28 protein-coding genes and 1 tRNA gene are annotated in these 24,382 nt (G+C 68.1%); 18 read left to right on the top strand and 11 right to left on the bottom strand.

Annotated features, from left to right (window positions below):
- Positions 1-17: 17 nt before the first annotated feature.
- The 10 genes from rpmA (at position 18) to OD997_RS04990 (ending at position 7,645) form a co-directional block, all read left to right on the top strand.
- Positions 18-275: a 50S ribosomal protein L27 gene (gene rpmA, locus OD997_RS05035; protein ID WP_028501603.1), complete on the top strand. Its 258-nt coding sequence runs from the start codon at positions 18-20 to the stop codon at positions 273-275.
- Between the two features lie 109 nt (positions 276-384).
- On the top strand, positions 385-1,887 hold the full coding sequence (obgE, locus tag OD997_RS05030) for a GTPase ObgE (RefSeq protein WP_434330641.1): 1,503 nt from the start codon (positions 385-387) through the stop codon (positions 1,885-1,887).
- Positions 1,884-2,669: a glutamate 5-kinase gene (gene proB, locus OD997_RS05025; protein ID WP_434330640.1), complete on the top strand. Its 786-nt coding sequence runs from the start codon at positions 1,884-1,886 to the stop codon at positions 2,667-2,669. The genes obgE and proB overlap by 4 nt, the downstream gene beginning before the upstream one ends.
- A gap of 9 nt (positions 2,670-2,678) precedes the next feature.
- Entirely contained in the window at positions 2,679-3,932 is a 1,254-nt protein-coding gene (locus OD997_RS05020) for a glutamate-5-semialdehyde dehydrogenase (protein ID WP_434330639.1), read from the top strand.
- A gap of 66 nt (positions 3,933-3,998) precedes the next feature.
- Positions 3,999-4,223 (top strand): hypothetical protein, encoded by a 225-nt coding sequence (locus OD997_RS05015; protein WP_056307176.1) that lies wholly within the window; start codon positions 3,999-4,001, stop codon positions 4,221-4,223.
- 6 nt (positions 4,224-4,229) lie between these two features.
- On the top strand, positions 4,230-4,832 hold the full coding sequence (gene nadD / locus OD997_RS05010; RefSeq protein WP_341957956.1) for a nicotinate-nucleotide adenylyltransferase: 603 nt from the start codon (positions 4,230-4,232) through the stop codon (positions 4,830-4,832).
- Positions 4,829-6,184, top strand: coding sequence for a hypothetical protein (locus OD997_RS05005; RefSeq protein ID WP_434330637.1), 1,356 nt, complete (start codon positions 4,829-4,831; stop codon positions 6,182-6,184). Before nadD ends, OD997_RS05005 begins: the two co-directional genes overlap by 4 nt.
- Entirely contained in the window at positions 6,184-6,567 is a 384-nt protein-coding gene (rsfS, locus tag OD997_RS05000) for a ribosome silencing factor (RefSeq protein ID WP_434330636.1), read from the top strand. The genes OD997_RS05005 and rsfS overlap by 1 nt, the downstream gene beginning before the upstream one ends.
- A 1-nt stretch (position 6,568) precedes the next feature.
- The gene (locus OD997_RS04995; RefSeq protein WP_434330635.1) at positions 6,569-7,261 is read left to right on the top strand and encodes an SDR family oxidoreductase; all 693 of its coding nucleotides are present in this window, start codon (positions 6,569-6,571) and stop codon (positions 7,259-7,261) included.
- Positions 7,262-7,495: 234 nt separating this feature from the next.
- On the top strand, positions 7,496-7,645 hold the full coding sequence (locus OD997_RS04990; RefSeq protein WP_434330634.1) for a hypothetical protein: 150 nt from the start codon (positions 7,496-7,498) through the stop codon (positions 7,643-7,645).
- A 49-nt stretch (positions 7,646-7,694) separates the two neighbouring features.
- On the opposite strand, the gene OD997_RS04985 is transcribed toward OD997_RS04990, so the two are convergent.
- From OD997_RS04985 to OD997_RS04960, 6 genes are all read right to left on the bottom strand, one after another.
- Positions 7,695-7,871 (bottom strand): hypothetical protein, encoded by a 177-nt coding sequence (locus OD997_RS04985; protein ID WP_434330633.1) that lies wholly within the window; start codon positions 7,869-7,871, stop codon positions 7,695-7,697.
- Positions 7,872-7,976: 105 nt separating this feature from the next.
- A complete protein-coding gene (locus OD997_RS04980) occupies positions 7,977-9,407 on the bottom strand; it encodes a PepSY-associated TM helix domain-containing protein (RefSeq protein WP_434330632.1) in 1,431 nt (476 codons plus the stop codon).
- Positions 9,408-9,417: 10 nt separating this feature from the next.
- Positions 9,418-10,644, bottom strand: a complete 1,227-nt coding sequence (locus OD997_RS04975) for a Dyp-type peroxidase (RefSeq protein WP_434330631.1) — start codon at positions 10,642-10,644, stop codon at positions 9,418-9,420.
- The gene (locus OD997_RS04970) at positions 10,644-11,177 is read right to left on the bottom strand and encodes a copper chaperone PCu(A)C (RefSeq protein WP_434330630.1); all 534 of its coding nucleotides are present in this window, start codon (positions 11,175-11,177) and stop codon (positions 10,644-10,646) included. Before OD997_RS04970 ends, OD997_RS04975 begins: the two co-directional genes overlap by 1 nt.
- 11 nt (positions 11,178-11,188) lie before the next feature.
- Entirely contained in the window at positions 11,189-11,782 is a 594-nt protein-coding gene (locus tag OD997_RS04965) for a copper resistance CopC family protein (RefSeq protein ID WP_434330629.1), read from the bottom strand.
- 122 nt (positions 11,783-11,904) lie between these two features.
- Positions 11,905-12,510, bottom strand: coding sequence for a hypothetical protein (locus tag OD997_RS04960; protein WP_434330627.1), 606 nt, complete (start codon positions 12,508-12,510; stop codon positions 11,905-11,907).
- Between the two features lie 195 nt (positions 12,511-12,705).
- Here OD997_RS04960 and OD997_RS04955 point away from each other — a divergent pair, with 195 nt between their 5' ends.
- Positions 12,706-14,862 (top strand): hypothetical protein, encoded by a 2,157-nt coding sequence (locus OD997_RS04955; protein ID WP_434330626.1) that lies wholly within the window; start codon positions 12,706-12,708, stop codon positions 14,860-14,862.
- 31 nt (positions 14,863-14,893) lie between these two features.
- On the opposite strand, the gene OD997_RS04950 is transcribed toward OD997_RS04955, so the two are convergent.
- Positions 14,894-16,024, bottom strand: a complete 1,131-nt coding sequence (locus tag OD997_RS04950) for an AI-2E family transporter (RefSeq protein ID WP_434332338.1) — start codon at positions 16,022-16,024, stop codon at positions 14,894-14,896.
- Positions 16,025-16,350: 326 nt separating this feature from the next.
- Between OD997_RS04950 and OD997_RS04945 the strand changes: the two genes are divergently transcribed.
- Positions 16,351-16,680, top strand: a complete 330-nt coding sequence (locus tag OD997_RS04945; RefSeq protein ID WP_434330625.1) for a hypothetical protein — start codon at positions 16,351-16,353, stop codon at positions 16,678-16,680.
- 91 nt (positions 16,681-16,771) lie between these two features.
- Here the strand turns inward: OD997_RS04945 and OD997_RS04940 are convergent.
- A tRNA-Ala gene (locus OD997_RS04940) sits at positions 16,772-16,844 on the bottom strand.
- A 108-nt stretch (positions 16,845-16,952) separates the two neighbouring features.
- Between OD997_RS04940 and OD997_RS04935 the strand changes: the two genes are divergently transcribed.
- From OD997_RS04935 to OD997_RS04910, 6 genes are all read left to right on the top strand, one after another.
- Positions 16,953-17,393, top strand: coding sequence for a GNAT family N-acetyltransferase (locus tag OD997_RS04935; protein ID WP_434330624.1), 441 nt, complete (start codon positions 16,953-16,955; stop codon positions 17,391-17,393).
- Between the two features lie 42 nt (positions 17,394-17,435).
- Entirely contained in the window at positions 17,436-18,500 is a 1,065-nt protein-coding gene (locus OD997_RS04930) for an NAD(P)-binding domain-containing protein (protein ID WP_434330623.1), read from the top strand.
- Positions 18,501-18,563: 63 nt separating this feature from the next.
- Positions 18,564-19,355 (top strand): hypothetical protein, encoded by a 792-nt coding sequence (locus OD997_RS04925; RefSeq protein WP_434330622.1) that lies wholly within the window; start codon positions 18,564-18,566, stop codon positions 19,353-19,355.
- Positions 19,352-19,879: a hypothetical protein gene (locus tag OD997_RS04920; RefSeq protein ID WP_434330621.1), complete on the top strand. Its 528-nt coding sequence runs from the start codon at positions 19,352-19,354 to the stop codon at positions 19,877-19,879. Before OD997_RS04925 ends, OD997_RS04920 begins: the two co-directional genes overlap by 4 nt.
- A 44-nt stretch (positions 19,880-19,923) precedes the next feature.
- Positions 19,924-20,580 carry an SDR family oxidoreductase gene (locus OD997_RS04915; protein ID WP_434330620.1) on the top strand — a complete coding sequence of 219 codons (657 nt, stop codon included), beginning with the start codon at positions 19,924-19,926 and terminating at the stop codon, positions 20,578-20,580.
- 4 nt (positions 20,581-20,584) lie between these two features.
- A complete protein-coding gene (locus tag OD997_RS04910) occupies positions 20,585-21,772 on the top strand; it encodes a glycoside hydrolase family 3 N-terminal domain-containing protein (protein ID WP_434330618.1) in 1,188 nt (395 codons plus the stop codon).
- 2 nt (positions 21,773-21,774) lie between these two features.
- On the opposite strand, the gene OD997_RS04905 is transcribed toward OD997_RS04910, so the two are convergent.
- The 3 genes from OD997_RS04905 to OD997_RS04895 are packed head-to-tail and all read right to left on the bottom strand — an operon-like array spanning position 21,775 to position 24,353.
- Positions 21,775-22,650, bottom strand: a complete 876-nt coding sequence (locus OD997_RS04905; protein ID WP_434330617.1) for a 3-methyladenine DNA glycosylase — start codon at positions 22,648-22,650, stop codon at positions 21,775-21,777.
- A 1-nt stretch (position 22,651) separates the two neighbouring features.
- Positions 22,652-23,677 (bottom strand): App1 family protein, encoded by a 1,026-nt coding sequence (locus tag OD997_RS04900; RefSeq protein WP_434330616.1) that lies wholly within the window; start codon positions 23,675-23,677, stop codon positions 22,652-22,654.
- 4 nt (positions 23,678-23,681) lie between these two features.
- A complete protein-coding gene (locus tag OD997_RS04895) occupies positions 23,682-24,353 on the bottom strand; it encodes a DedA family protein (RefSeq protein WP_434330615.1) in 672 nt (223 codons plus the stop codon).
- Positions 24,354-24,382 lie beyond the last annotated feature (29 nt).

Raw genomic sequence — 24,382 nt, 5'->3', positions numbered from 1 at the left:
ACCGAGGAGACCAGGACATGGCACATAAAAAGGGCGCAAGCTCCACCCGTAACGGTCGTGACTCCAACGCTCAGCGACTTGGCGTCAAGCGCTTCGGTGGGCAGCAGGTTCTCGCCGGCGAGATCATCGTCCGCCAGCGCGGCACGCATTTCCACCCCGGCGTGAACGTCGGCCGTGGTGGCGACGACACGCTGTTCGCTCTGGCCGCCGGTGCGGTCCAGTTCGGCGCGAAGGGCGGCCGCAAGGTCGTCAACATCGTCGCCGCTGCTGAGTGATCACAGCACGACAGTAGACATCCGATTCGGGGCGGGCTTCGGCCCGTCCCGAATTCTGCGTTAGGCCGAGACTCCGTCTCGGCCCGACACCATTGATAAGGAGTGGGACATGGTCAGTTTCGTCGACACCGTGACGCTGCATCTGCGCGCGGGCAAGGGCGGCAACGGCTGTGTCTCGGTGCACCGCGAGAAGTTCAAGCCGCTGGGCGGCCCCGACGGCGGCAACGGCGGTGACGGCGGCGACGTCGTCCTCGTCGCGGACACCCAGACGGGCACGCTTCTCTCGTACCACCACTCGCCGCATCGCAGCTCCGGCAACGGCGGCCCCGGCATGGGAGACCACCGCGCGGGGTTCATGGGCGAGGACCTGGAGCTTCCGGTTCCCGTCGGCACCGTGGTGAAGAACCCGGCCGGTGAGGTGCTGATCGACATGATCGAGCCCGGCGAGCGGTTCGTCGTCGCGAAGGGCGGATACGGCGGCCTCGGGAACGCGGCTCTCGCGACTCCGAAGCGCAAGGCGCCCGGATTCGCGCTGCTCGGCACGCCAGGCGCCGAGGGCGACGTCATCCTCGAGCTCAAGACTGTCGCCGATGTGGCCCTCGTGGGCTACCCCTCCGCCGGAAAGTCCAGCCTGATCGGCGCGATCTCGGCTGCTCGTCCGAAGATCGCCGACTACCCGTTCACCACGCTCCACCCGAACCTCGGTGTGGTTCAGGCGGGGGATTCGCGGTATACCGTCGCTGACGTCCCCGGGCTGATCGAAGGCGCCAGTGAAGGACGCGGTCTCGGCCTCGAGTTCCTGCGCCACGTCGAGCGCTGCACGGCTCTCCTGCACGTGCTCGACTGTGCGACGCTCGAACCGGGACGCGACCCGATCTCCGACCTCGACGTCATCCTCGGCGAGCTCGCGGCTTACGAGGTCCCCGAGGGGCAGACTCCTCTGCTCGAGCGCCCTCAGCTGATCGCGCTGAACAAGATCGATGTCCCCGAGGCCCGTGACCTCGCCGACCTCGTGCGTCCCGACCTCGAGGCGCGCGGGTTCCGCGTGTTCGACATCTCCACCGTCTCGCACGAGGGGCTGCGTCCGCTGACCTTCGCGCTCGGCGAGATCGTCGACGCGCACCGTGCTGAGCTCGCGGCCAATGAGACACCGCGCGAGCGTGTCGTCCTCCGCCCGAGGGGTCCCAAGAAGGGCTTCGAGATCCGTGTCGAGGGCGGCACCTACGGCAACCTCTACCGCATCCTCGGTGAGAAGCCGGTGCGCTGGGTCCAGCAGACGGACTTCCAGAACGAAGAAGCCGTCGGATTCCTCGCCGACCGTCTTGAGAAGCTCGGCGTCGAGGATGAGTTGTTCCGCCTCGGGGCGGTGCAGGGCTCGACCGTCGTGATCGGCGAGGGCGACAGCATCGTCTTCGACTGGGAGCCGACCATGACCTCCGCTGCAGAGCTCATGACCGCTCCGCGAGGCACCGACCCGCGTCTGGCGCCGAACAGCCGTCGCACCACGTCCGAGCGCCGCGAGACCTACTACGAGCGCATGGACGCCAAGGCCGAGGCCCGCGCCGAGGTTGAAGCTCAGCGACTCGCGGCGTACCGCGAGGACGGGGAGTGACCGCTCGCACCAGGGCGGACCTCGCCACCGCTTCGCGCATCGTCGTGAAGGTGGGTTCGTCTTCGATCAGCGGAGAGTCGTCCTGGCGCATCCCCGTCCTGGTGGAGGCGCTGGCCGCAGCTCACGCGCGTGGGGCCGAGGTCATCCTGGTGTCATCCGGAGCGATCGCCACCGGCATCCCGTTCCTGCGCCTCGACGCGCGACCCACCGATCTCGCGACGCAGCAGGCCGCCGCAGCCGTGGGCCAGAACATCCTGGTCTACCGCTATCAGGAGTCGCTGCGTCCTTTCGACATCGTCGCGGGGCAGGTGCTGCTCACCACCGGCGACCTCGAGAATCCGACCTCGCGCTCGAATGCACGCCGAGCCATGGAGCGGCTGCTCGGTCTGCGCATCCTCCCGATCGTGAACGAGAACGACACGGTCGCGACGCAGGAGATCCGCTTCGGCGACAACGACCGCCTCGGAGCGCTCGTCGCGCAGCTCATCGAAGCTGACGCGCTCGTGCTGCTCAGTGACATCGAGTCGCTGTACACGAAGCCGCCGTCCGATCCGACGGCTGAGCCGATCGACATCGTCGCACCGGATGCCGACCTCTCGGGGCTCGAGTTCGGGTCGACGGTCGTGAACAGCGTCGGGACCGGGGGAGCGGCGACCAAGGTCTCGGCTGCGCGGCTCGCCGCGGCCTCAGGGATCGGCGTGCTCGTGACGAGCGCGGACCTGGTGGATCAGGCTCTCGCGGGCGCCGAAATAGGGACCTGGTTCGAGCCGGCGCTCTCCTAGACTGGGCGGATGACCGACCAGACCCCGCGGGTGCGCCTGGAGCGCGCCAAAGAGGCCTCCCGCGCCACAGCCGCACTGACCAGCGACGACAAGGCGCGGGCCCTCGAGGCGATCGCCGTCGCCCTCGAACAGAACGCGGCGACGATCATCGAGGCCAATGCTCTCGACATCTCCCGGGGTCAGGCCGACGGCATCGGCGACTCGTTGATCGATCGGCTGCGCCTCGACGAGAGGCGCGTCGTGGCGCTCGCCTCGGCGGTCCGCGATGTCGCCGCGCTGCCGGACCCCGTCGGGCGGGTCGTGGGAGGGCACCGGATGCCGAACGGCGTCGCGCTCGAACAGGTCAGGGTCCCGTTCGGAGTTGTCGGAGCGATCTACGAGGCACGCCCCAACGTCACGGTCGACATCGCCGCGCTCGCCCTGCGGTCGGGCAATGCCGTCGTGCTGCGCGGAGGCAGCGCCGCGCGCGACTCGAACACCGTGCTCGTGCAGATCATGCGCGATGCGCTCGAGGGTGCGGGTGTCACACCCGAGGCGGTGCAGACGGTCGACGACTTCGGGCGCGACGGCGCCAAGGCTCTCATGCACGGTCGTGGCTTCATCGATGTGCTCGTCCCTCGCGGCAGCGCCGGTCTCATCGAGACGGTCGTCACGGAGTCGACTGTTCCCGTCATCGAGACCGGGGCGGGCAACGTGCACATCGTGCTCGACGAGAGCGCTCCGGAGGACTGGGCCCGCGACATCGTCGTGAATGCCAAGGTGCAGCGGCCCAGTGTCTGCAATGCGGTCGAGACGGTCCTCGTGCTGCGCCAAGCCGCTCCGAGGCTGGTGCCGCTGGTCGCGAGCGCACTGCAGAGTGAGGGCGTCGCGATCCACGGTGACGACATGGTCGCGGGGCTCGTCTCGAACGTGATCCCCGCGACGGAGGAGGACTGGGAGACGGAGTACCTCAGCCTCGACATCGCGATCAAGGTCGTCGATACGCTCGACGACGCGATCGCGCACATCCGTCGCTACAGCACCGGGCACACGGAGTCGATCGTGACCACCGACACGCGCAATGCGGAGCGCTTCCTCGCCGAGGTGGACTCCGCCGTCGTGATGGTCAACACCTCGACTCGCTTCACCGACGGAGGCGAGTTCGGGTTCGGTGCTGAGGTCGGCATCTCGACCCAGAAGCTGCACGCGAGAGGGCCGATGGGGCTTTCCGAGCTGACCAGCACGAAATGGCTGGCGCGTGGGTCGGGGCAGACTCGCGGCTGAGGGCTAGACTAGGGGGCGCTGTGGCTCCTCGTGAGTCATGCCCGCCAGCCACGAAACGGAGTCAGGATGAACCTCGTCGCACAGATCGCGATGGCCGCTGCCGAAACCGAGCATCACGGCAATGTCCAGCTCGAGACGCTGATCTTCGGCGTGATCGCGATCATCGCGTTCGCTTTCCTCGGTCTCGTCACGCTGTCGTACAAGAACGTCGCCAACCGTCACTCCGCCAAGGCCGACGCCTGGGCGGCGAAGCACGGCAAGGACGGCCACGAGGCAGGGCACGGCCACTAGGCCCCTATGGACGACACGACCTCGCGTCCGGCGCGCATCGGTGTGATGGGCGGTACCTTCGACCCCATCCACCACGGGCACCTGGTCGCCGCCAGCGAGGTCGCGCACTCGTTCGATCTCGACGAGGTCGTCTTCGTCCCGACCGGACGCCCCTGGCAGAAGCCCGAGGTCACCCCGAGCGAGCACCGCTACCTCATGACGGTCATCGCCACGGCATCCAACCCGCAGTTCACCGTCAGCCGGGTCGACGTCGACCGCGAGGGCCCCACCTACACGATCGACACTCTGCGTGATCTGAAGAAGAGCAGGCCCGACGCGGAGCTGTTCTTCATCACCGGAGCCGACGCCGTAGCGCAAATTCTCAGTTGGAGGGACCATGATGAACTGTGGGAGTTGGCCCACTTCGTCGCGGTCTCACGTCCAGGACACATCCTGAGCACTGACGGCCTCCCGAGCGACAACGTCAGCCAACTGGAGGTGCCGGCGCTGTCCATCTCGTCGACGGCCTGCCGTGCGCGGGTCCGTGAGGACGAGCCGGTCTGGTACCTCGTCCCCGACGGAGTCGTTCAATACATCGCGAAGCATCATCTGTATCGGAGCAAGGCATGAGTACATCGGATCGGCAGGATCAGGGTCCGCTGACGCGTAAGCAGCTGCGTGAGATCCGGCTGACTGGTTCCACGCCTGTCATCACCCCGGAGGAGGCTGCGGCGGCCGCTGTCGCGGCACCGCCCGCTCCGCCGCTGCCCGGCGCGGATGAGGCGGTCGACCAGATCGACGCGTCGCCCGCACCAGCCGACGATGCTGCGGCGCAGGGTGACGGCGATGCTTCGTCCGCTACCTCCGGCGATGCCGGTGCTCCCTCCGGCGAAGCCGTTGCTACCTCCGGCGAAGCCGGTGCGGCCTCCAGCGGAGCCGTTGCTCCCTCCGGCGAAGCCGGTGCCGTTCCGCTGACGCGCCGTCAGGTGCGCGAGCGGGAGCTCGCCAAGACGGGTTCCGTTCCGGTCGACGGCGGAGATGAGACCGACGGATCGGGCGCGGAAGAGGCTCCGGTCGAGGAGGCGCCCGTCGATGAGGCTCCGGCAGAGACTGCCGCAACGGCAGAACCTCTGCTCGACAATCCTGCTCTCGCCACCTCGGTGCCCGCTTACACCCCGCCCGTGCCGGCAGATGACATCGATGATGCCGATGACGAGGTGGACGACGAGATCGCACACACCCCGGTCAGCGCCTCGACGAGTGTCGACACCTCCGGTGAGATTCCTCTCTCTCCCGCTGAGGTCGAGCTCGCGGGCGACGAGACGGATGACGAAGAGCCCGAAGAGGATGCTGTGGCCGCCGTCGCCGAGCTCGGCATCGAGGTCGAGTCTGCGGACGAGCACGACGAGATCGATCCGGACGATGTCCTCGCCGATGTCGACCGCAAGGACGACGCCGATCTTTCGGACGGCGAGCACCCGACGGTGAACCCGGCGTTCGGTCAGGGGCTCCTCAGTGACGACGCGGACACCCGCAAGCCCTTCTCGCCGTCGTTCGACGAGCTGCTCACGGTGGGTGACTCGACCGGTTCTCAGCACCTCGCGCCGAACACGCTGATCTTCAACCCCTCCCCGGGAGACGGCTCGCTGTCCGGCCCGGTCGCCTCCACGGGCGAGATCCTCGTGACCGGATCCTACGAACTTCCCCAGGGCCTCGGCTCTCAGGGTCACGCGCACGGCACCACCGACGGCAAAGACGTCGACGCCGTGCTCATCGACGGCGAACTGCCTCCGGCATCGTCGCCCACGCCGATCGCCGCCAGTGCGGCCGTCAGCACCATCAAGCCCGCAGGCGAGGTCATCCGCCCGCCCGCCCCCGAAAAGGGCAACAAGCTCATGCTCATCCTCGCGATCGTGGCGGGTGGTCTTGCGCTCGCGCTGGGCGTTTCCCTGATCGTCGCCTTCACCACGAATGTGTTCTGATGCAGTCACCTGAAAACGCCGTTGAGATGCTCCAGCTCGCGGTAGACGCCGCCGTCTCGAAGGGCGGTGAGGATCTCGTCGCGCTGAACGTGTCGGAGCCGCTGCCGCTCGTAGACATCTTCCTGCTCATCACCGGAAACAGCGAGCGCAACGTCGCCGCGATCGCCGACGAGATCGAGGACAGACTGATCGAGGCAGGGCACAAGCGTGTCCGCCGCGAGGGTCGAGCGGAGGCCCGTTGGGTTCTCCTCGACTTCGGCGATCTGATCGTCCATGTCTTCCACCAGGAGGAGCGGGTCTACTACGGACTCGAGCGCCTGTGGAAGGACTGCCCCGTGGTCCCGTTCGAGCTCGCCGACTCCGCCGCTGCAGACCGCAGCTGACATGAGCGTCCACCTGATCACCGGTGCCGGGTCCGGCATCGGTGCGGTCCTCGCGCGCCGTCTGCTCGACCGGGGTGATCAGGTCGTGGTGCTCGCACGCGATGCGGGTCGTGCCAAAGAGATCACCGCCGCGCTCCCTGGATCCTCTGCGATCGTCGGCGACCTCGCCCAGCCAGGGCGGCTGTCGTGGGCGCTGTCCAAGCAGACGGCTCTTCCCGAGCGCATCGACTCACTCGTGCATGCGGCGGGAGTCGTCGACCTCGGATCGGTGGCAGACCTGCCGGCCAACCTGTGGGAGCGTCAGCTCGCGGTGAACCTCGTAGGCCCAGCGGAACTCACGCGGCTCCTGCTGCCCGTGCTGCGCGTCTCGCGCGGGCGCGTGGTCTTCGTCAACTCGGGTGCCGGACTGCACGCGCATGCGGGCTGGTCCGCCTACGCGGCCTCGAAGCACGGTCTCAAGGCGCTGGCCGACTCGCTGCGCGCGGAAGAGTCCGAACATGGCATCAGAGTGACCTCGATCTACCCGGGGCGCACCGCGACCCCCATGCAGGAGCGGGTGCATCAACAGGAAGGCCGCGAGTACGACTCCGCGCGCTTCATCTCGGCGGATTCGGTCGCGACGACCATCCTGACCGCGCTCGATCTTCCCGATGACGCCGCCCTGACGGACCTGACGATCCGTCCGACCGGCTGATCTCGAGGCTGGTTCCGCCTTCCGACCCTGTCAAGGGGGTATCCGCCGCAGCGTCCACGATGGATGATCTGCTGGGGGAGACAAGTCTTGGAGGGCTGTTGAATGTCTGGAGATCCAGAGCCTAGATACGTACTGCGGCGAATCACCCCATCGGAATGGGTGATCAACGATCAGCGGTACGAGACAGATGATCCACGGCACGTCGTGGCTTGTGTGTATGACGCGGATGGCGGGGTGGAGGTCGTGCGACTGCGCGACCTGCCGCTCGAGGCCCGCTATGCGAACGCGTCAGAGGTGCTCGAAGCGGTCATGCGCGCCAAGGATCCGAGCAGGGCGACACGGCCGATCGTCATTCCGTCGCATCCTCCGCTCTTCGCGAACTGAGAGCGGCGAGTGGCGGGGTCCGTCGGCGGACCCCGCCACTCGCCGGCAGTCAGGCGTCTTCGTCGGCTGACCGCTCCGCCGCGAGACGATCGGCCTCGGCACCGTCGACCTGATCTGCATCGATGTCGGTGTCGAGAACGGCTTCGCCGTCGACTTCGCGCTCCGGCACGCCTGCGGCGTCGCCGTCGTCGGGCAACGGAACCAGCGGTGGGATCGGTGTGGACATGATGGATTCCTCTCCTGTCGTCGTGCCGGCAGAGTATTGCGGCTCCCGGAGGCACGGGAGTGGGTTGACCGCCGATCTTCGGCAGGGTAACGCGGGCAGTGAGAGTCAGGAGGGCGAGCGCATACGGCGTCGGCGGAGGACGCCGAGCACCGCATCGACGGCGAGGAACGCCAACAGCGTCCATCCCACCAAGGGCAACCAGAGGCCGATCAGCACGGATGCGGCAGCGACCACGCCGATTCCCCACCACGGGGCTGACCGCAGCGCGGGCGACGGCGGTGCGCCGACGAGGCGGTTCGAATCGCGCGCGGGACGGCGTCGCCACCACATCAGGTAACCCAGCACCACCATCGACGCCAGTGCGAGCGCGACGACGAACAGGACGATCTGATTCGCGAGGCCGAACATCACTCCCATGTGGAGGTTGACACCCCAGCTGGCGAGCTTCGCGGCGAGGGGGAAGTCGGCGAAGTCGACCCGGTCCACGAGCTGCATCGTGGTGCCGTCGATCGCGAGTGAGTCTGCCTCGGTGGGGAAGCCCGTCTTGATCTCTCGCACGGTCCACGCGGTGCCGATCTCTGCCGGGGGCTTGATCTCGACTTGACCCGTGTTCACGTTCTCGCGCTGTGCGATGGCGAGCATCGCGTCGAAGGTCGCCGGGTTCGCGGCACCTGTCGATGCGATCGGAGCTCCGTGGTGATGGGCGTGCTCGTCGGCTGCGGGCTCCGCGCCGTCGAGGCTCGTGCTCACGGTCGGCGTTGCGCCATCGAAGGAGGCGCGCAGGTCTGCTATGTTCGCGCCGGCGTACTGCGACCAGGTGATGCCGGTGGCAGAGAGGAAGAGCGCGCCGAGCAGCACCCAGACGCCGACGGATGCATGCCACCCGAGGAGCCCGCGATACCCCCGGTGGCGGACGTTCGGGCGGACGAGGTCGCGCTTCGCACGTGCTGTGCGAATGCGCATCACCCAGAGGGCGAGCCCGGCGATGGCGACGATCCCCAACCAGGATGCCGCGAGCTCGCTGTAGAGGCGCCCGGTGTCGCCGAGGTTGAGGTTGCGGTGCAGGTTACTGATCCACGTCCGAAGCGGCGTGGATCCGCTCGTGCCGTAGACGACCAGGTCGCCTCGGATCTCACCCGTCCCGGGATCCACGAACACCGCTCGGGACTCGCTGGAGCCGAGTCCGTCCTCCGAGTACATGATGCGTGTCGTGTCACCGTTCTCGGGTGCAGGGCGCACCGCGAACAGGACGGCGTCGTCACCCATGTACTCGTTCGCCGTCTCGATCTGCGTGGCGAGAGAGAGCGTCTTCTCCGAGGGCGGAGCGTGCAGCTCCTGTGCGTAGACGGCTTGTTCGAGCTGCGGGGTGAGGGCGTACAGCGCCCCGCTGAAGGCGGCGACGAGGATGAAGGGGCCGATGAGGATCCCGGCGTAGAAATGCAGGCGCAGCATCAGAGCGCCGAACCAGCGTCCTCGTCGCCGGGTCTGTCTCGCGGTCGGTGGTGGAGTCGCCGAATGCGGCTCGGTGAGAGTCATGTGCGTGCTTTCAGGTGAGGAGTGTGTCGCCGATGAATCCGTCTTCGCCGCATCCGGGAGGAATCGCGAAGACGGCGGAGCCGATGGGGATGGTCCATTCGTTGAGCAGATCGAGTTCGTCGAGACGTCGCTGCATCGGTGTGAACTGGCGGTCGATGTCGGCTTGGAACGAGACGAAGATGAGGCCCGATTCTGAGACCTCCGCTCCGACCGGGCGCTCGTCGTAGTTGTACCCGCGCCGGAAGATCCGCTCTTCGCCGTCCCCGCGGGCACGGCGGATGTGGGCGAACTGCGGGATGACGGGGAACCCGATCGCGGTCTTCGCGTCGAAGTCCGGCTCGTCGAACTCCTCGGTTCCGGTCAGCGGTGCGCCGTCGGCGAGTGTCCGGCCCACCGACGCATCGCGACCGCTGCGGTCCAGGCGATCCCACTTGTCGAGGTCCATGCGGATGCGGCGCACGACCATGCCGGTACCACCGGACAGCCAGCCCTCGCCCGTCCACACGACCTCGTCGAAGTCTGCGGTGCCGGGCTGCGGGTTGGTCGTCCCGTCGACCTGACCGAACAGGTTGCGCATCGTGGTTCCAGGACGCTCGGTGCCATATGCGCGCCGGAAACCCTGCTGCGTCCAGCGGATGCTCGCGAACCCGCGCGCATCCTTCAGCAGCATCCGGGTCGCGTGGGCGACGGTCAGCGGGTCATCGCCGGCGATCTGCAGCAGCAGATCCCCGTCGGAGAACTCGGGACGCAGGCGATCCACCCGGAAGGCGGGGAGCGGCGCGAGCCACGAGGGGGCGTCCGCGCCTGCTCGAGCGACGAGCCCGGGGCCGAAGCCGAAGGTGACCGTCAGCCGCGCGGGTGACAGAGCCAGCTCGGGTTCGGAGTCTGCCAGCGCCGGGCGCCCCTGTGTGAGCCGAGCAGCATCGTCGGTGAGGACACGCATCAGGCGTGTCAGCGCACTCCGGTCGATCTCGTCGTGCAGATCGAGAGCGACGAAGATCCCGTGCGCCTGCGCGGAGGTGTCGACACCGGCCTGGTGTTCTCCGAAGAACGGCACCTTCTCGTCGCCGTTCATGGGTGTCGAGACCGACGCGTCGTCAGGGGACCGACGGTTCAGGGCGAAGTCCGCTCCGACCGCCGCGACCGCGCCGACGCCGGCGACAGCACCTCCGAGGAGGAACTGTCGCCGAGTCGACCCGGAACGGCGGGAGCGGGCGCCCTCAGCGGGCGCGGGCATCAGTGATCCATGCCCTCGTGCTCGTCGCCCTCTTCGTAGTTCTCGTTCGCACCGGAGTAGTCCTTCACGGGAGCCGTGAACTCGTACGTCGAGTCGTCCGAGAACGTGAGAGTGAACGTCGCCTCCTCGCCCGCCTGCAGCGGCGCGCTCAGATCCATCAGCATGATGTGGTTCGCGCCGGGTTCCAACGCCAGGTCAGAACCTGCGGGGATCACGAAGCCCCCTTCGATCTCGCGCATCACCATCTCGCCCGATTCGTTCTCGACCGTCTCGTGGAGTTCGAGCATGTTCGATGCGTCCGAGGCCACCGAGACGACCGTCACGTCGGCGTCACCGCTGTTCACGATGGTGCCGAAGGCCGCCGACATACCGTCGTCGGCCGACTTCACCCAGGCATCCTCGATGGTGATGGTACCTCCCGCCGGCACAGTCGCGGAGTCTGCCGGGGCGCTCTCTGCCGCGCACCCGGTGAGGGCGAGCAGCGAGACGGCGATGACCGCCGCGAGACGGGGGAGGGTGGTGGTGTTGTTCATTGTGGTGCCTTTCACAGATCGTCTGTCGCCCGAGGACGACGAAGGAATCGAAGGAGGACGAGCGCGAGGACGGCGATCGCCGCTCCGCCCAGTCCGACGAGCAGCACCCTGACGGCGCCGCCCGATTCGTCTGCGATCTGATCTGCTGCAGGGGCCGAGGTGGCGGCCGTCGTCTCGTCGTCCGCGGGGCTGCCCGCCGAGGCTGTCGCCATCGGCGGCGCGTCGCCGATCGTGAAGGGGATGACCCCCGAGATCGGGTGCCCGTCCTCCGACACGACCTGCCACCGCACCTGATAGCCCGCCGCCGGCATCGCCGGATCCAGCTCCGCGGTCACCGTGTTTCCGACGACCGTGACAGCCCCGGCGACCCAGTCGGTACCGGACTCGTCGACCACGAGGACCACGGCGCCCGTCAGGGCGGAGTCGAGCACGAGGAGTTCACCGGAGAAGGTCATCGAGACGCTCGACGGTGCCGCGGCGAGCCGTTCGCCTTCGCCGGGAGTGCTCGCGACGAGCTGGTCGTGCGCGGACGCGGGCAGCGCTGTCGCGAGTACCGCGACGACAGCCACCGCCAGCCCCGCCGCGAGGCTGCGGAGAGGAGACATGAGAGAAGAGGCCTTTCGACGGACGCCGACCATCGACGTCGTTCCTGCGTTCAGAGCCACGCGACAGAGCGCGCGGCGGTGACGCGCGTCGCGGCCCAGAGCGGCCGTTCGCGCGGATCGGATCAGATCGCAGTGTGCGCCGGTGGGGCGCGGCCTCGGAGAGTGGTGAGAAGAATGGATGCGACCGGGGCGGTGGTGAGGAACTCGCCCTGCACACGCTGCGCGGAGGAGAGACCCGGGCGCACGAGCACCGCATCGATACGTCGCTGCACCCAGCGGACCGCCTGCGCGGCCAGTTGGCGGAGCGCCATCGCGAGACGCTCGCCCCGGTGCAGGGCGAGCACGGTCAGCATCGCCGCGACGGCGTGGCCGAGCCACATGCTGCTGTCGGCGACGACGGCCTCAGGGATTCCTGTGGAGGGAGGCAGGATCAGCGGTGCCCCGTGCACGTGCGGTGTCGACGCTCCGGACGGCGAGATGGTGCCGAGCACGAAGAGCGTGTGGAAGAGGAACTGGCTCAGGGCGACGGAGATGCTGAGACGCGTGACCGAGAGTCGGCGTCCCGCCAGAAGCACGCAGATCATCAGGGACAGAACCCAGGGCACGACGAGTCCGAGGACTCCGGGCATCTCGCCGCCGCCCGTGACGTGACCTGCCAGCGCGGTGAAGATCGCGAGCGTCGATGCAGCGAAGCCGCGGACGACGGCGGGCTTCCTGGACTCGGTCACCCCTCAAGTCTGGCATGACTCGGTCCGAGAGCCCTTCCGCGCTTGTGAGCACGCGGTGGGGGTCCCGACCGACCGGGGGACGTTCTCTCGATCGCCGTGCGACGGAGCATTGGATAGGGTTTCGATGGCGTGCCCGTCGGTCGATCGGCACGGACGAACGGGGGAGATGTGCACGATTCGGTGACGGCTCGAGAGATGTACGGACCGCCGAGGGCCATCGATCTCGCATTCGGGAGGCCTGCGCCGACCATCGCATACGAGGTTCCGCTCGTGATCGTCTGGATCGTCGTCGCATCGATTCTGGTGACGGTCCTCTCCGGTGAGCTGGCCATCGTCAACAACGAGGTGGCCGCGCTCCGTGCCGGCCCCGGATTCGCGGTCGGTGTCGCGATCCTGGCCGTCACGCTAGCGATCGCCCAGGGGTTCGGCATCACCGCCGCGACGCTCGCCGTCATCGCAGCATCCGATGGGCGATCGATGACCGTCCGCGAGGCATGGCGCGGGGCGTTGCGGCGCCCCGGAAGCGTGGCGATCGCTGGGCTCATGCTTCTTGCCCTCATGGGGATCGTCTTGCTTGTGACGTCGTTCGCGGCGATCATGCCTGTCGTCGGCATCGTGGCCGGCATCGTGCTGCTCGTGGTCGGGATCATCCTCGCTCCGCTGCTGCTCGCCTGGCCCTTGGTGGTCACGCGCCGGAAGTCGCTCCCCGCCGCACTCGCGTGGGGGTGGCGATCGCCTCGTCTCTTCCGCGGTCAGATGGCCGAGCCACTCGGGAACCCACGGCTCGCGGTCGTCGTCACGATCGTGCTCACGGGTGTCATCGCGCTCGTCGTGAGCTGGCTGGCAGGTCTGCTGCCGGCCGGGTGGTGGACGCCGTCCGTCGGAGCCGTTCTCGCGATCGTGCCTTTGTCGGTCGTGCAGCTGCTGCTCGCTGCCGTGTCGGTGCGCGGAGCCGCACTCCGCATCGACGAGCCGCTGCTGGCTGCGGCGAGTGACGCCGAGGCCGCCCCTCTCGAGCGTCGTCGGGGCACGCTCATCGGTGCCGCCGCGCTCGCCGTGCCCGCGGTCGTCGCCGCGCTCCTCGTCGCCGTGAACCCGTGGCAGATTCCCGCATACGCCGCTGCCGACGTGCACCGCGTCTGGAACTCTTCTCAGATCGTGTCCTGGCAGGGCGGCACGGTCGTGCTCTCGCGCCTGGGCGGTGAGGATTCCTTCGCGAGGGTCTGCGCGGGCGATAACTGCGGACCGGAGCACGAGATGCTCTCGATCCTCCCGACGGCCATCGCTCCCGCCGCCGACGGCGGAGTGCTGTCGGCATCCTGGTATCCGATCGAGGGTGCCGACGAACAATCGGGGAGCTTCGAGCTGAGAGTGACGCACAGCTCACCCGAGTCTCTGGCCACCTGGTCCGAATCACTCGGAGACGACGCGTCCGATGCCGAGAAGTCCGATGGCTGGTCGGGATTCCCGGGAGACGAGCGCGTGCTCGGTGGGATCGACTCGACCTTCCGATCCGCGACGTCGGTCTTCAACCGGGGCAACCAGAGCCTGATGGCCGTGGCGATCGACTCGAGTGGTGACGCTCCGGTGATCGCCTCGATCGTGCGGCCGTTGGAGTCTCGTACAGCGACCATCGCCCTCGACTTCTGCGCCGATGCCGGCTGCACTGCGAGCGAGCGCACGACACAGGAGGTGCAATGGGCCTCCTGGAGCACCAACTCCACCACGCTCGACGTCGCCTCGACCGGCGACGGCGGTTCGGCCGTCGTGACGCTCACCGATCGTGGTGAGGACGAGGAGGATATTCCTCTTCGCGTTCTCACGGCTTCTCCCGAGGGCGAATGGGCGACCTCGGTGCTCGACGCAGAGGTCCCCGGCGACGCGGTCACCGACCTCGACCAGACGCACGGAGCCCAGGTCGCGATCGGTGCGGACGGGCTTCCGGTGGTGTTGTTCCGCGCGGTGGACCGCTCGACGCTGCGGCTCTTCTCCTGCGCGGATGCATCGTGCTCGACGGCGTCGATCACCGACATCCCGGCCGAGACCGACCTCCTTCACACGCCCGCGCTGGCGATCGACTCGAGCGGGCGCCCGCTCATCGCGACGATCGACAGAGCCGTGAATGTCGCTCTGCTCTCGTGTGGCGACGCTGCCTGCGAATCCCGCACGAGCATCCCAGTTCTAGCGGCTGCGCCGACCGACGGCGGCTTCTCCCACGGCCTCGCTCTCGCTGTCGACGACGAGGATCGGCCGCTCATCGCGGTGGGTCTCCGACGGGCGGGCTCCGAGGCGAAGGCGACGTCCAGCGGAACGGTCGTGGCCTGCACGGCCCCGCGCTGCGGCGGCGAGTAGTCGGCCGCCGCCGCAGACCTCGGGCTGCGCCTCAGACCTGTTCCGGGCGCTTCTTCCGGAACGGTCGCGCCGGCGTGTGCGGGCCGTCCCAGACAGTGATGATCCCCCAGGCGACGGCGGCGATCGGCACGGAGAGCACGGCGCCGACGATTCCGCCGAGGATCGTGCCTGTGGTCAGCGCGAGCAGGATGACGAGCGCATGCAGCTTGAGCGATCGGGCCATCACGACCGGCTGGAGGAAGTTGCCCTCGAGCTGATTCACGAGGACCACGATTCCCACGACGATGAGGGCTGCGATCGGGCCGTGTGTGACGAGGGCGACGAGAGCGGCCAGGATGCCGGCGGCAGTCGCGCCGACGAGTGGGATGAACGCCGTCAGGAAGACGATGACGGCGAGCGGGATCGCCAGCGGGATCTGCAGGATCGCCAGACCGATCCCGATGCCGAGGGCGTCCGCGGCCGCGACGATGGACGTTCCGCGGATGTAGCCGCCGAACACGTCGACCGTCTTGTCGCCGATCCGGCGTGCGCGCTCGTAGCTCGCACCGGTGAAGGGGCGGAGCAGGAACTCCCAGATGCGCGGTCCGTCCTTGAGGAAGAAGAAGAGCACCACGATCATCAGCGCCAGGCCCGTGAAGAAGCTCGCGGTCGCCGAGACACCGGCGAGCGCTCCGCGGCCGAACGAGGCGCTGGTGAGGAACTCGCCGGCGCTCGCCCACACGTCGTCGAGGTCGATCGCGGAGACGTCGAAGGGGAGCGTGCCCAGCCACGCCGTCACCTGGGCGATGCCGTCGGTGGTGGAGTCGACGAGGTCATCCCACTGGGAGCGAACAGTGAGAACGATCACCCACACGATCCCGCCGAGGATCGCGAGGATGCCGATCAGCGCGATCCACGTCGCCAGGATCGAAGGGACGCCCTTGCGTCGCATCAGAGCGACGAGAGGATGGATGGCGGATGCGAGGATCAGCGCGATGGTGACCGGGATGAAGACCAGTGACAGCTGGGTGATCACCAGGACGCCGACGGCGACGAGTGCGAGCACCGCCAGCGTCTGCAGACTGCGGGTCGCCGCGAGACCGAGGCCCTTGGACCAGAGTCCTGGCTCTCGCGGTGGAGCGGAGCCGTCAGACAGGGGCTCGGTTCGTCGAAAAAGTCCCAGCACTCGTGGTCTCCCGCTCTTCAGGGATCGCCGTGTCAGCGATCGATGGCCTCGCATGTATATCCGGGACGCGAGGGGAAGGCAAGCCCCTGGCGCCCGGATGCATACCCAGTCTGTCGCGTTCGCGGGTCTGAACAGTGAGCGACAACGGTGAATGGCACGATTCGGTCCGAGTCATCGCGTAACAGAAGCCGGGTGCCCGAGTCTCTATAGGTGTGAGGGCGATATGACGCACGGTCGTGCGTCGTCGTCAGATGAGAGGAGCGCCGCTGATGAGTGTGCTGACCAGGACGCGACTACGTCATCGATTCCGTGCGGAGGCCACGATGCACTCGGCGGTCAGGGATTTCTCCGCGGTCGGGCTGCCTGCGGACCCCCTCACCGCGCGAATAGAACTGGGGGAGGAGGGCACGTTGGCCGCCCACCTCGACGTCGCCGATCGCACACTGCGTGTCTGCGCCGAGCAGCATCAGCGCCTCGCTGTCGCGGTCGCGTCGTTCCTCCAGGAGGGGGAGTTCCTCCGTGGGAACCGGTGGCCGACCATCCCCGGACTGGGTCTGCTTCGGCCGATGGTGCAGGGCGACCGAGCCGTCTGGGCTCTGCCGGACGGGGACGTCCTCTGCGATATCGGCGATCTGTTCGAACCTGTCCCGTAGACGCGGGCCTGCATGTTGGGTGAACGGTGTGGGCACGGGCGTAGCCGAATGCGGATACAAGAAAACCCGCGATCTCTCGCGGGTTTCGTTGTGGACCTGGGGGGACTCGAACCCCCGACCCCCTGCATGCCATGCAGGTGCGCTACCAGCTGCGCCACAGGCCCAGAACTGCTTCCCGACTGCTCGAAGCAACTTGAACAGAGTACTACACGGATCGCGCGCAACACCAATCGGGGCGGGGCTCCCGGGCGCGTCGCCCTAGGGTGGACAGCATGATGAAGATCACTGCTGTCACTCGAGATGACTTCGAGGAATGGTCTTCGCTGTGGAACGGGTACCTGACGTTCTACGGAGCGGAGATAGCCGACGATGTCACGAGGCGCACCTTCGACCGCATCGTCGCCGACCGCGAGATCCACGGCGCCATCGCGCGCGACGACGCCGGCCACGCGATCGGCATCGTGCACTGGCTCACGCACTCGGCAACATGGAGCGACACGGACTATTGCTATCTCGAGGACCTCTTCGTCGCCCCGGGGTCGCGCGGGTCCGGCGCCGGACGGGCGTTGATCGCCCACGTGCGCGCCTGGGCAGAGGCGCAGGGCTGCGCGAAGGTGTACTGGCTCACGCAGGAGGGCAACACCACGGCCCGGACGCTCTACGAACGCGTGGCGACGCACACCGGCTACACGCACTACCAGATCTCGCTCTGACAGCGCCGGAACAACCACACGCCCGCAGGCGTTGACACCATCGTGAGCATCCTGGACAGCGTCGTGATCGGCGCCGGTCAGGCCGGTCTGTCGGCCTCCTTCCATCTGACCCGTCTCGGCATCTCCCACGTCGTGCTCGATTCCAATACCGAGCCCGGCGGAGCGTGGCGCCATCGGTGGGACGCACTCACGATGCGCGATGTGCACGGCGTGGCCGAATTGCCGGACGATTCACCCCCGCCGCGCGACGGGCAGCGGGCGAACATCGCTGTTCCGGCATACTTCGCGGCGTACGAGCGACAGCATCACCTCCCGGTGGTCCGCCCGGTGCGCGTCGATCGGGTGGCGGACGAGGACGGCGTCCTCGTGGTTCACGCGGGGGACCGGCTGTGGCGCTCGCGGACGCTCGTGAACGCGACCGGAACCTGGACGCATCCGTTCCTACCGCACTACCCGGGGATGGAGACTTTCCTGGGAGAGCAGCTCCACACGGTCGACTACCCGGGGCCGGCGCACTTCATCGGCAAGCGAGTCCTCGTCGTCGGCGGAGGGGCCTCGGCCGTACAGTTCCTCGGAGCCCTCGCCCCGCTTACCGACACGCTCTGGGTGACCCGCACGGAACCCGTGTGGCGGAACGATGACTTCACTCCGGAAGCGGGCGCTGCAGCGGTCGCTCTCGTCGAACAGCGGGTGGCGCAAGGGCTCCCGCCGCAGAGCGTGGTGAGCGTGACGGGCCTGATGCTGCGGCCTCAGGAGCGCGAGGCCGAGCGTCTGGGCGCCTACGCCGCGCGCCGCCCGATGTTCTCACGCATCGAGCCGGACGGCGTCCGTTGGGCCGACGGGTCGTTCGAGCGCGTCGACGTGATCCTGTGGGCGACCGGGTTCCGCCCCGCGATCGCACATCTCGCCCCGCTGCACCTGCGCAGTGCAGCAGGCGGCATCCGGCTCGATCGCGACGGCCGCGGGACGACCGCGGTGCAGGATCCTCGCATCCAGCTCGTCGGCTATGGTCCGTCCGCGAGCACGATCGGCGCGAACAGGGCCGGTCGCTCGGCGGCGAAGGGCGTGCAGCGCGCATTGGCTGGGGCGTCCGTCCGCACCGTGTGACGCGGCCGGATCCGCCGCAGCCGCTTCTGTGATGCGGCGACAGGTCGTCGCTACGCTGAGGGCATGATCCGCATCGTCGTCCTGGTCATCTGGCTGCTGCTGTCGGCGTGGCTCGTCATCTGGACCGGCGAGGGCCTGTTCGGGGTCGATCAGCGCGAGTCGATCCTGCCGTTCTCCGGAGAGGACACCCTGGGCGGACCGATCATCATCGGGGTCGCCTGGGGGCTGATCCTCACTTTCGGTGGCACGATGTCCGGCCTCGGACGCCGCAAGAGAGTCCGAGGGGAGTCGCAGATCGGAGTGGGGCGCATCGTCGAGATCTCCCGCACCGGCCTCACGGTCAACGACGTCCCGCAATACGACCTGTTCATCCGTGTCGCCCCGAAGACGGGGGAGGACTTCGTCGGACAGCTGCGGATGCTCGTCGACCCGAGCGATCTCGCCTCACTCCAGATCGGACAGCCTATCCCCGTGAGGTACAGCCTGACCGACCAGGACACGGTCGAACTCGCAGACATCACCGACCCGACCGTTCGGGACGCGATGCTGCAGTGGCGGATCGATCGTGGTCTCATCGACCCTCGCCTGGTGAGAGCGCGAACGACGGGCACGCAGGTGCCCGCCTCGGTTCTTGCGGTGCGGCCGACCGGGCGTCGCCTCGAGGGGCAGAGCGAGCTCGAGCTCACGGTGCTCATGGCGCCGGAGGGCGCCTCGACCTGGGAGACCGACACGACGGTCTTCGCGTACCCCGAGGCGATCTCGCGGTTCCAGGTCGGCGCGCCGATCTGGGCGTTCTACCGCCGCGAGGATCCGAAGACCGTGGCCGTGACGATCGAAAAGGAGGCGGGACGATGAACATCATCGACACGCTGATCTGGCTGATCAACTTCCCCGCGGCGCACGGATACGCGATGGTGTTCATCGCGGGCTTCTCGATCCTCGGTCTCTTCGCCATGTCCTTCTCGGGTTCGGCGCCCCGTGTGTCATTACGGCGTGTCCGCGAGCGCGAAGGGCTGCTTCACGGTGAGGTCCCCGCGAGGGGGAAAGCCGCGGGCACCGTGCGCCGCATCGTGTTCCGGGTCCTCGCCTTCCTCATGCTGGCGAACCTGGTGATCGGCATCCTCAGCCTCACGGGGGTGCCGATCACGCGCGCCTACATCCACGAGCACGGTCAGCCGACGACCGGCACGGTCAATGGTGACTGGGTGACGTTCACGACCCCGAACGGTGTGGAGTACACGATCGAGAGCAACTTCTTCACGCCGGCCGTGTACCCCGATCGTGATGCCTACCTGCCCTCCGGTGAGCCGGTGGTGGTGCGCTACCTGCCTGGACACCCGCAAGCCTTCGTCATCGACAGCTCGCAGGGACCGCGCTGACTGCATCCTGAGCCGGTGTCGGCAGAGGCGCGTAGGGTGAAGACATGTCGCGAATCATCGTCTTCGGCGGCCACGGCCGCATCGCTCTGCTGCTCGCCCCTCTGCTCGTCGCCCGTGGGGACGAGGTGACGTCTGTCATCCGCAACCCGGATCACGTCTCCGAGGTCGAAGAGACGGGAGCCCGCGCGCTGGTCGCAGACGTCGAGACCCTCGGCACGACCGAGCTCGCGGACATCATCCGCGGTCATGATGCGGTGGTCTGGTCGGCAGGCGCGGGCGGCGGATCCGCAGAGCGGACTTATGCGGTCGACCGAGACGCCGCGATCCGTACGATGGATGCCTCGGCCGAGGCCGGCACCGGCCGCTACGTCATGGTGTCGTGGATCGGCTCGAAGGCCGACCACGGTGTCGCGGAGGATTCGGACTTCTTCCCGTATGCCGACGCGAAGTGGGCGGCCGACGAGCACCTGCGCGGCACCGAACTCGACGGCACGATCCTCGGGCCAGGAACGCTGACGTTCGACGAGCCGACCGGCCGCATCGTCCTCGATCCCGAGGGCAAGGGAGAGGTCTCCCGCGCCGATGTGGCAGCGGTGATCGCCGAGTCCGTCGCCAACCCGTCGACCTTCGGTCGCACCATCCGGTTCGGGAACGGCTCCGGCGACTCGGCGGTGCCGATCGCCGACGCGCTCAGCGCCTGACGCCGTGTTCCGGCGACGCGCCTGGGCGGTCGCAGCGGCTGCGATCGTCGGACTGTGCGCCGCGACGGCGTCTTCGACGGCATCCGCCCAGACCGGTCACGGAGCCGAGGCGCGCACCGCGACCACGGGCGCCTCGGGGCCTGAAGCGCGGGCCGAGATGCTCGTGGGACGCATGACGACGGCTCAGCAGGCGGCGAGCATCGTCATGGGGCATGTTCCGACGACGGATGGCACAGCGCTGAACGCGTACATGGCGCAGGGGCTCGGTGGATTCATCCTGATGGGAGCCAACATCCCGGCGACCGATGCCGAGCTCGCAACCCTCACCGCATCCCTGACGATCGACCCCGAGCTTCCTCCGCTCATCGCGATCGACCAGGAGGGCGGCATGGTCTCGCGCCTGCCTGCCGACGACTACGCCGCGTCGACGACGCTGAAATCGCTGCCAGTCGCCGACACCGCTGCAGCCTTCTCCGCCAGGGCGGCGCTGGTCGCCAAGTCGGGGATCACCATCGACTTCGGCACTGTCGCGGATGTGACCGCCGATCCGTCGTCGTTCATCTACGCCCGGGCGCTCGGCACGGATCCGCAGTCGTCGGCCGAGAGAGTCGCAGCCGCCACCGCAGCCCAGGAATCCGTCGTCGCGTCGACGCTCAAGCACTTTCCCGGACACGGCGCGGCTCCGGGTGACTCGCACCATGCGATCCCGTCGACAGGCGAGACGCTCGACGAGTGGCGCGCGAAAGATGCGGTGCCGTTCGTGGCGGGCATCGACGCCGGGGCGTCTCTGCTGATGTTCGGCCATCTCGCCTACACGTCCGTCGACCAGGCACCCGCGTCGCTCTCCGCACGGTGGCACGAGATCGCCCGCGACGAACTGGGGTTCGACGGCGTGATCGTCACCGACGACCTGGGGATGCTGCAGTCCTCAGGGCTTCATGAATACGCCGACCCGGTGGCCAACGCCGTCACGGCGGTCGCGGCGGGCAACGACCTCGTTCTCATGATCGCCGGGTCGACCACCGACACGGCGGCCGAGATCGTCGCCGGGATCACCGCGGCCGTCGACTCGGGGACGCTCCCGGTCGAACGGCTCGAGGACGCCGCCACACGGGTGATGGCGCTCAGGCTCCAGTCCAGTGCAGCGAGCGCCGAGTGGTCGCTGTGCACGGAGTGCGAGCCCGCCGGCTGACGTCAGGCGCTGACTGCCACCGGGTGTGCGGAGCCGAGCCAGGCCTGCAGGAGCTCAGCGCGAAGGCGCGTGCCGCGCTCGGCGAACCCGCGCTGCTGTCGCACATACTCGGCTTTGCCTTCGGCGGTCTCGATGGGCACCGGCACCACGTCCCAGGCGGACAGATCGTAGGGAGCGGCCTGCATGTCGAGCAGGCGGATGTCGCGGGCGAGCTCGAACGCGTCGAGGAGCAGCTCCCCGGGGACGAGGGGACCGAGCTTCAGAGCCCACTTGTACAGGTCCATGCCGGCGTGGAGGCACCCTGGCTGCTCGAACAGGGGCTGATCGTCACGAGTCAGCTCGGTGCGATTGCGGGGCACGGCCTCCGGCGTGAAGAAGCGGAACGCGTCGAAATGGGTGCAGCGGAGGTCGTGGTTCTCGACGACCGCGTCCGTGCCTGCCTGCCCGAGCCTCAGGGGAACGGGATGCCGGTGCTCGTCGGCGCGGTACACCATGGCCCACTCGTGCAGCCCGAAGCATCCGAACTGTCCGGGGCGCGAGGCGGTGCGCCGCAGCATCCGCTCGATGAGGGCAGCGAGTTCGGATTTCTCGTTCGCGAACACCGTGGCATCCGGGATCACGCTGTCGTCGTCGGCGCCGGGAGAGTACCAGCGCCAGTTCAGCCGCTCGGGAGCATCCTCAAGCTGCACGCCTGCACCGGGGTGCCACCGCCGCAGCTGGGCGGGCTTGTAGTTGTAGTAGGTGAAAAGGAAGTCCCAGACCGGGTGCTTCTCGCGCCGGGATGCTCTCTCCCTGTGTGCTGAGGTGAGCGCCTCCGCCCGAAGCCGATGCGCATGCTCACGCTCCAGCCACTCGTGCCGAGGGAGAGAGATGGTCATGTCAGCGGAGGATGCCGGCTTCGCCGAGCAGATCGCGCAGCCCTGCGCCGTCCTCGGCGCTCACCCAGGGGGCGACGTCTTCGGAGTGCGGCTCGTGGCCCGCGCGTCCACCGGCGAGCACGGCCTCGGCGGGCAGCAGGCGACGGATCGCCACACCGGCCACAGAGGCGGGATGCTCGTCCATGAACTCCGAGTAGATCGCCTCGTCGTGCTGACCGTCGTCACCGATGAGCAGCCACTTGACGTGCGGGAACTCCGACGCGAGGCGTCGCAGGTTGGTGAGTTTGTGCTCGCGCCCGCTGCGGAACCAGCGGTCGTGAGTGGGTCCCCAGTCGGTGAGGAGCATGGAGCCCGCAGGGAACAGGTGGCGTCCGAGGAAGCGACGCAGCGTCGGGGCGACGTTCCATGCCCCGGTGGAGAGGTAGATCATCGGGGCGCCGGGGTGCTCGCGCAGCACCTGGTCGAGGAGCACGGCCATACCGGGAACCGGGATGCGGGCGTGCTCGTCGACGACGAAGGAGTTCCACGCGGCGATGAAAGGACGAGGGAGGGCCGTCACCATGACGGTGTCGTCGACATCCGAGACGATGCCGAAGTGCGTCGACTCCGCGACGATGAACGCCGTTGCTTCGACGGGCTCCTGACCCTCGACCGAGAACGTGAAGGTCTGCCACCCGGGCTCGAGATCCACGTGGACCACGGAGTCGATCACACCACCACGGTCGGCGACGACGTCGTGCACCGAGTCGCCGATCCGCACGGCCACCTTCGCGAAGCTGACAGGGATGCCGACGAAGCTCCGCCAGCCGCGCACGCTCGCAGGCTCCCCGTCTTTCGTGCTGCGCAGCGGAGGGACGATGAGCACCCGTCCCACGACGCGCACCCATCCCGGTCCGCCGTATCCGGGGAAGGGGAGGATGGTGGCGGTGCGGCCGCGACGGCGCGCTCGCTTCTCTCGCCACACATGGAGGCGGTGTTCGAGACGCGCGAACCAGTGGATCCGGGGCGCCGGGGGTGACGAAGCCATTGCTTCAGTCTTTCACGTCGGTCGCGTCCCCCGTGTCGGAGATGTCGAGGTGACGAGCCTCGAGCCGGGAGAGAACCTTCTTCGCGACGAAGACCGCGAGCAGGAAAAGGGCGATGACGCCGACGAAGATGTACCCCGCGTAATGCACGCGGTCGGCGAGCTCGTCGAAGCTCCCGGCGGCGAGAGAGGTGACGCTCACATACGCCGTGGCCCAGATCAGGCAGGCAGGCGCGGTCCACGCGAGGAAGCGGCGGTACGAGTAGTGGCTCATCCCCACGGTGAGGGGGACGAGTGAGTGCAGCACGGGGAGGAAGCGGGAGAGGAAGATGGCGATACCGCCTCGGCGGGCGAGGTACCGCTCGGCGCGTATCCAGTTCTCCTCGCCGACCCGTCGACCGACCCAGGATGCGCGGATGTGCGGACCGATCCAGCGTCCGAGCCAGAATCCGATGCTCTCGCCGATCAGGGCACCCACCACGACGGCTATCACCATCGCCACGGCCTCGGGCACGCTGGTGACTCCGATGGATGCGACGAGCACGACCGTGTCGCCGGGGAACACGAGGCCGATCAGGACGCTGGTCTCCAGCAGGACCGCGAGTCCGGCCACGAGAGTCCGAGCGACCGGGTCGATCGATCGCATGAACTCGATCAGCCACGGCACCAGGTCGTCCACCCCTCGAGAATACGGGAGGCGCCGCGGCC

This window comes from Microbacterium sp. CGR1, assembly GCF_051062835.1.
GTDB lineage: Bacteria > Actinomycetota > Actinomycetes > Actinomycetales > Microbacteriaceae > Microbacterium.
The sequence above is the reverse complement of the archived record's forward strand: the minus strand, read 5'-3'. Positions and strand labels throughout refer to the sequence as shown.

Coding starts and splice junctions, on each gene's coding strand:
- OD997_RS04980 (WP_434330632.1), bottom strand. CDS start 9,407: ATGACTCTCACCGAGCCGCATTCGGCGACTCCACCACCGACCGCGAGA.
- OD997_RS04975 (WP_434330631.1), bottom strand. CDS start 10,644: ATGCCCGCGCCCGCTGAGGGCGCCCGCTCCCGCCGTTCCGGGTCGACT.
- OD997_RS05020 (WP_434330639.1), top strand. CDS start 2,679: ATGACCGACCAGACCCCGCGGGTGCGCCTGGAGCGCGCCAAAGAGGCC.
- OD997_RS05015 (WP_056307176.1), top strand. CDS start 3,999: ATGAACCTCGTCGCACAGATCGCGATGGCCGCTGCCGAAACCGAGCAT.
- OD997_RS04955 (WP_434330626.1), top strand. CDS start 12,706: ATGTACGGACCGCCGAGGGCCATCGATCTCGCATTCGGGAGGCCTGCG.
- OD997_RS04970 (WP_434330630.1), bottom strand. CDS start 11,177: ATGAACAACACCACCACCCTCCCCCGTCTCGCGGCGGTCATCGCCGTC.
- rpmA (WP_028501603.1), top strand. CDS start 18: ATGGCACATAAAAAGGGCGCAAGCTCCACCCGTAACGGTCGTGACTCC.
- OD997_RS04915 (WP_434330620.1), top strand. CDS start 19,924: ATGTCGCGAATCATCGTCTTCGGCGGCCACGGCCGCATCGCTCTGCTG.
- OD997_RS04935 (WP_434330624.1), top strand. CDS start 16,953: ATGATGAAGATCACTGCTGTCACTCGAGATGACTTCGAGGAATGGTCT.
- obgE (WP_434330641.1), top strand. CDS start 385: ATGGTCAGTTTCGTCGACACCGTGACGCTGCATCTGCGCGCGGGCAAG.
- OD997_RS04965 (WP_434330629.1), bottom strand. CDS start 11,782: ATGTCTCCTCTCCGCAGCCTCGCGGCGGGGCTGGCGGTGGCTGTCGTC.
- OD997_RS04920 (WP_434330621.1), top strand. CDS start 19,352: ATGAACATCATCGACACGCTGATCTGGCTGATCAACTTCCCCGCGGCG.
- OD997_RS04985 (WP_434330633.1), bottom strand. CDS start 7,871: ATGTCCACACCGATCCCACCGCTGGTTCCGTTGCCCGACGACGGCGAC.
- nadD (WP_341957956.1), top strand. CDS start 4,230: ATGGACGACACGACCTCGCGTCCGGCGCGCATCGGTGTGATGGGCGGT.
- OD997_RS04995 (WP_434330635.1), top strand. CDS start 6,569: ATGAGCGTCCACCTGATCACCGGTGCCGGGTCCGGCATCGGTGCGGTC.
- OD997_RS04900 (WP_434330616.1), bottom strand. CDS start 23,677: ATGGCTTCGTCACCCCCGGCGCCCCGGATCCACTGGTTCGCGCGTCTC.
- OD997_RS04925 (WP_434330622.1), top strand. CDS start 18,564: ATGATCCGCATCGTCGTCCTGGTCATCTGGCTGCTGCTGTCGGCGTGG.
- rsfS (WP_434330636.1), top strand. CDS start 6,184: ATGCAGTCACCTGAAAACGCCGTTGAGATGCTCCAGCTCGCGGTAGAC.
- OD997_RS05005 (WP_434330637.1), top strand. CDS start 4,829: ATGAGTACATCGGATCGGCAGGATCAGGGTCCGCTGACGCGTAAGCAG.
- OD997_RS04945 (WP_434330625.1), top strand. CDS start 16,351: ATGCACTCGGCGGTCAGGGATTTCTCCGCGGTCGGGCTGCCTGCGGAC.
- OD997_RS04905 (WP_434330617.1), bottom strand. CDS start 22,650: ATGACCATCTCTCTCCCTCGGCACGAGTGGCTGGAGCGTGAGCATGCG.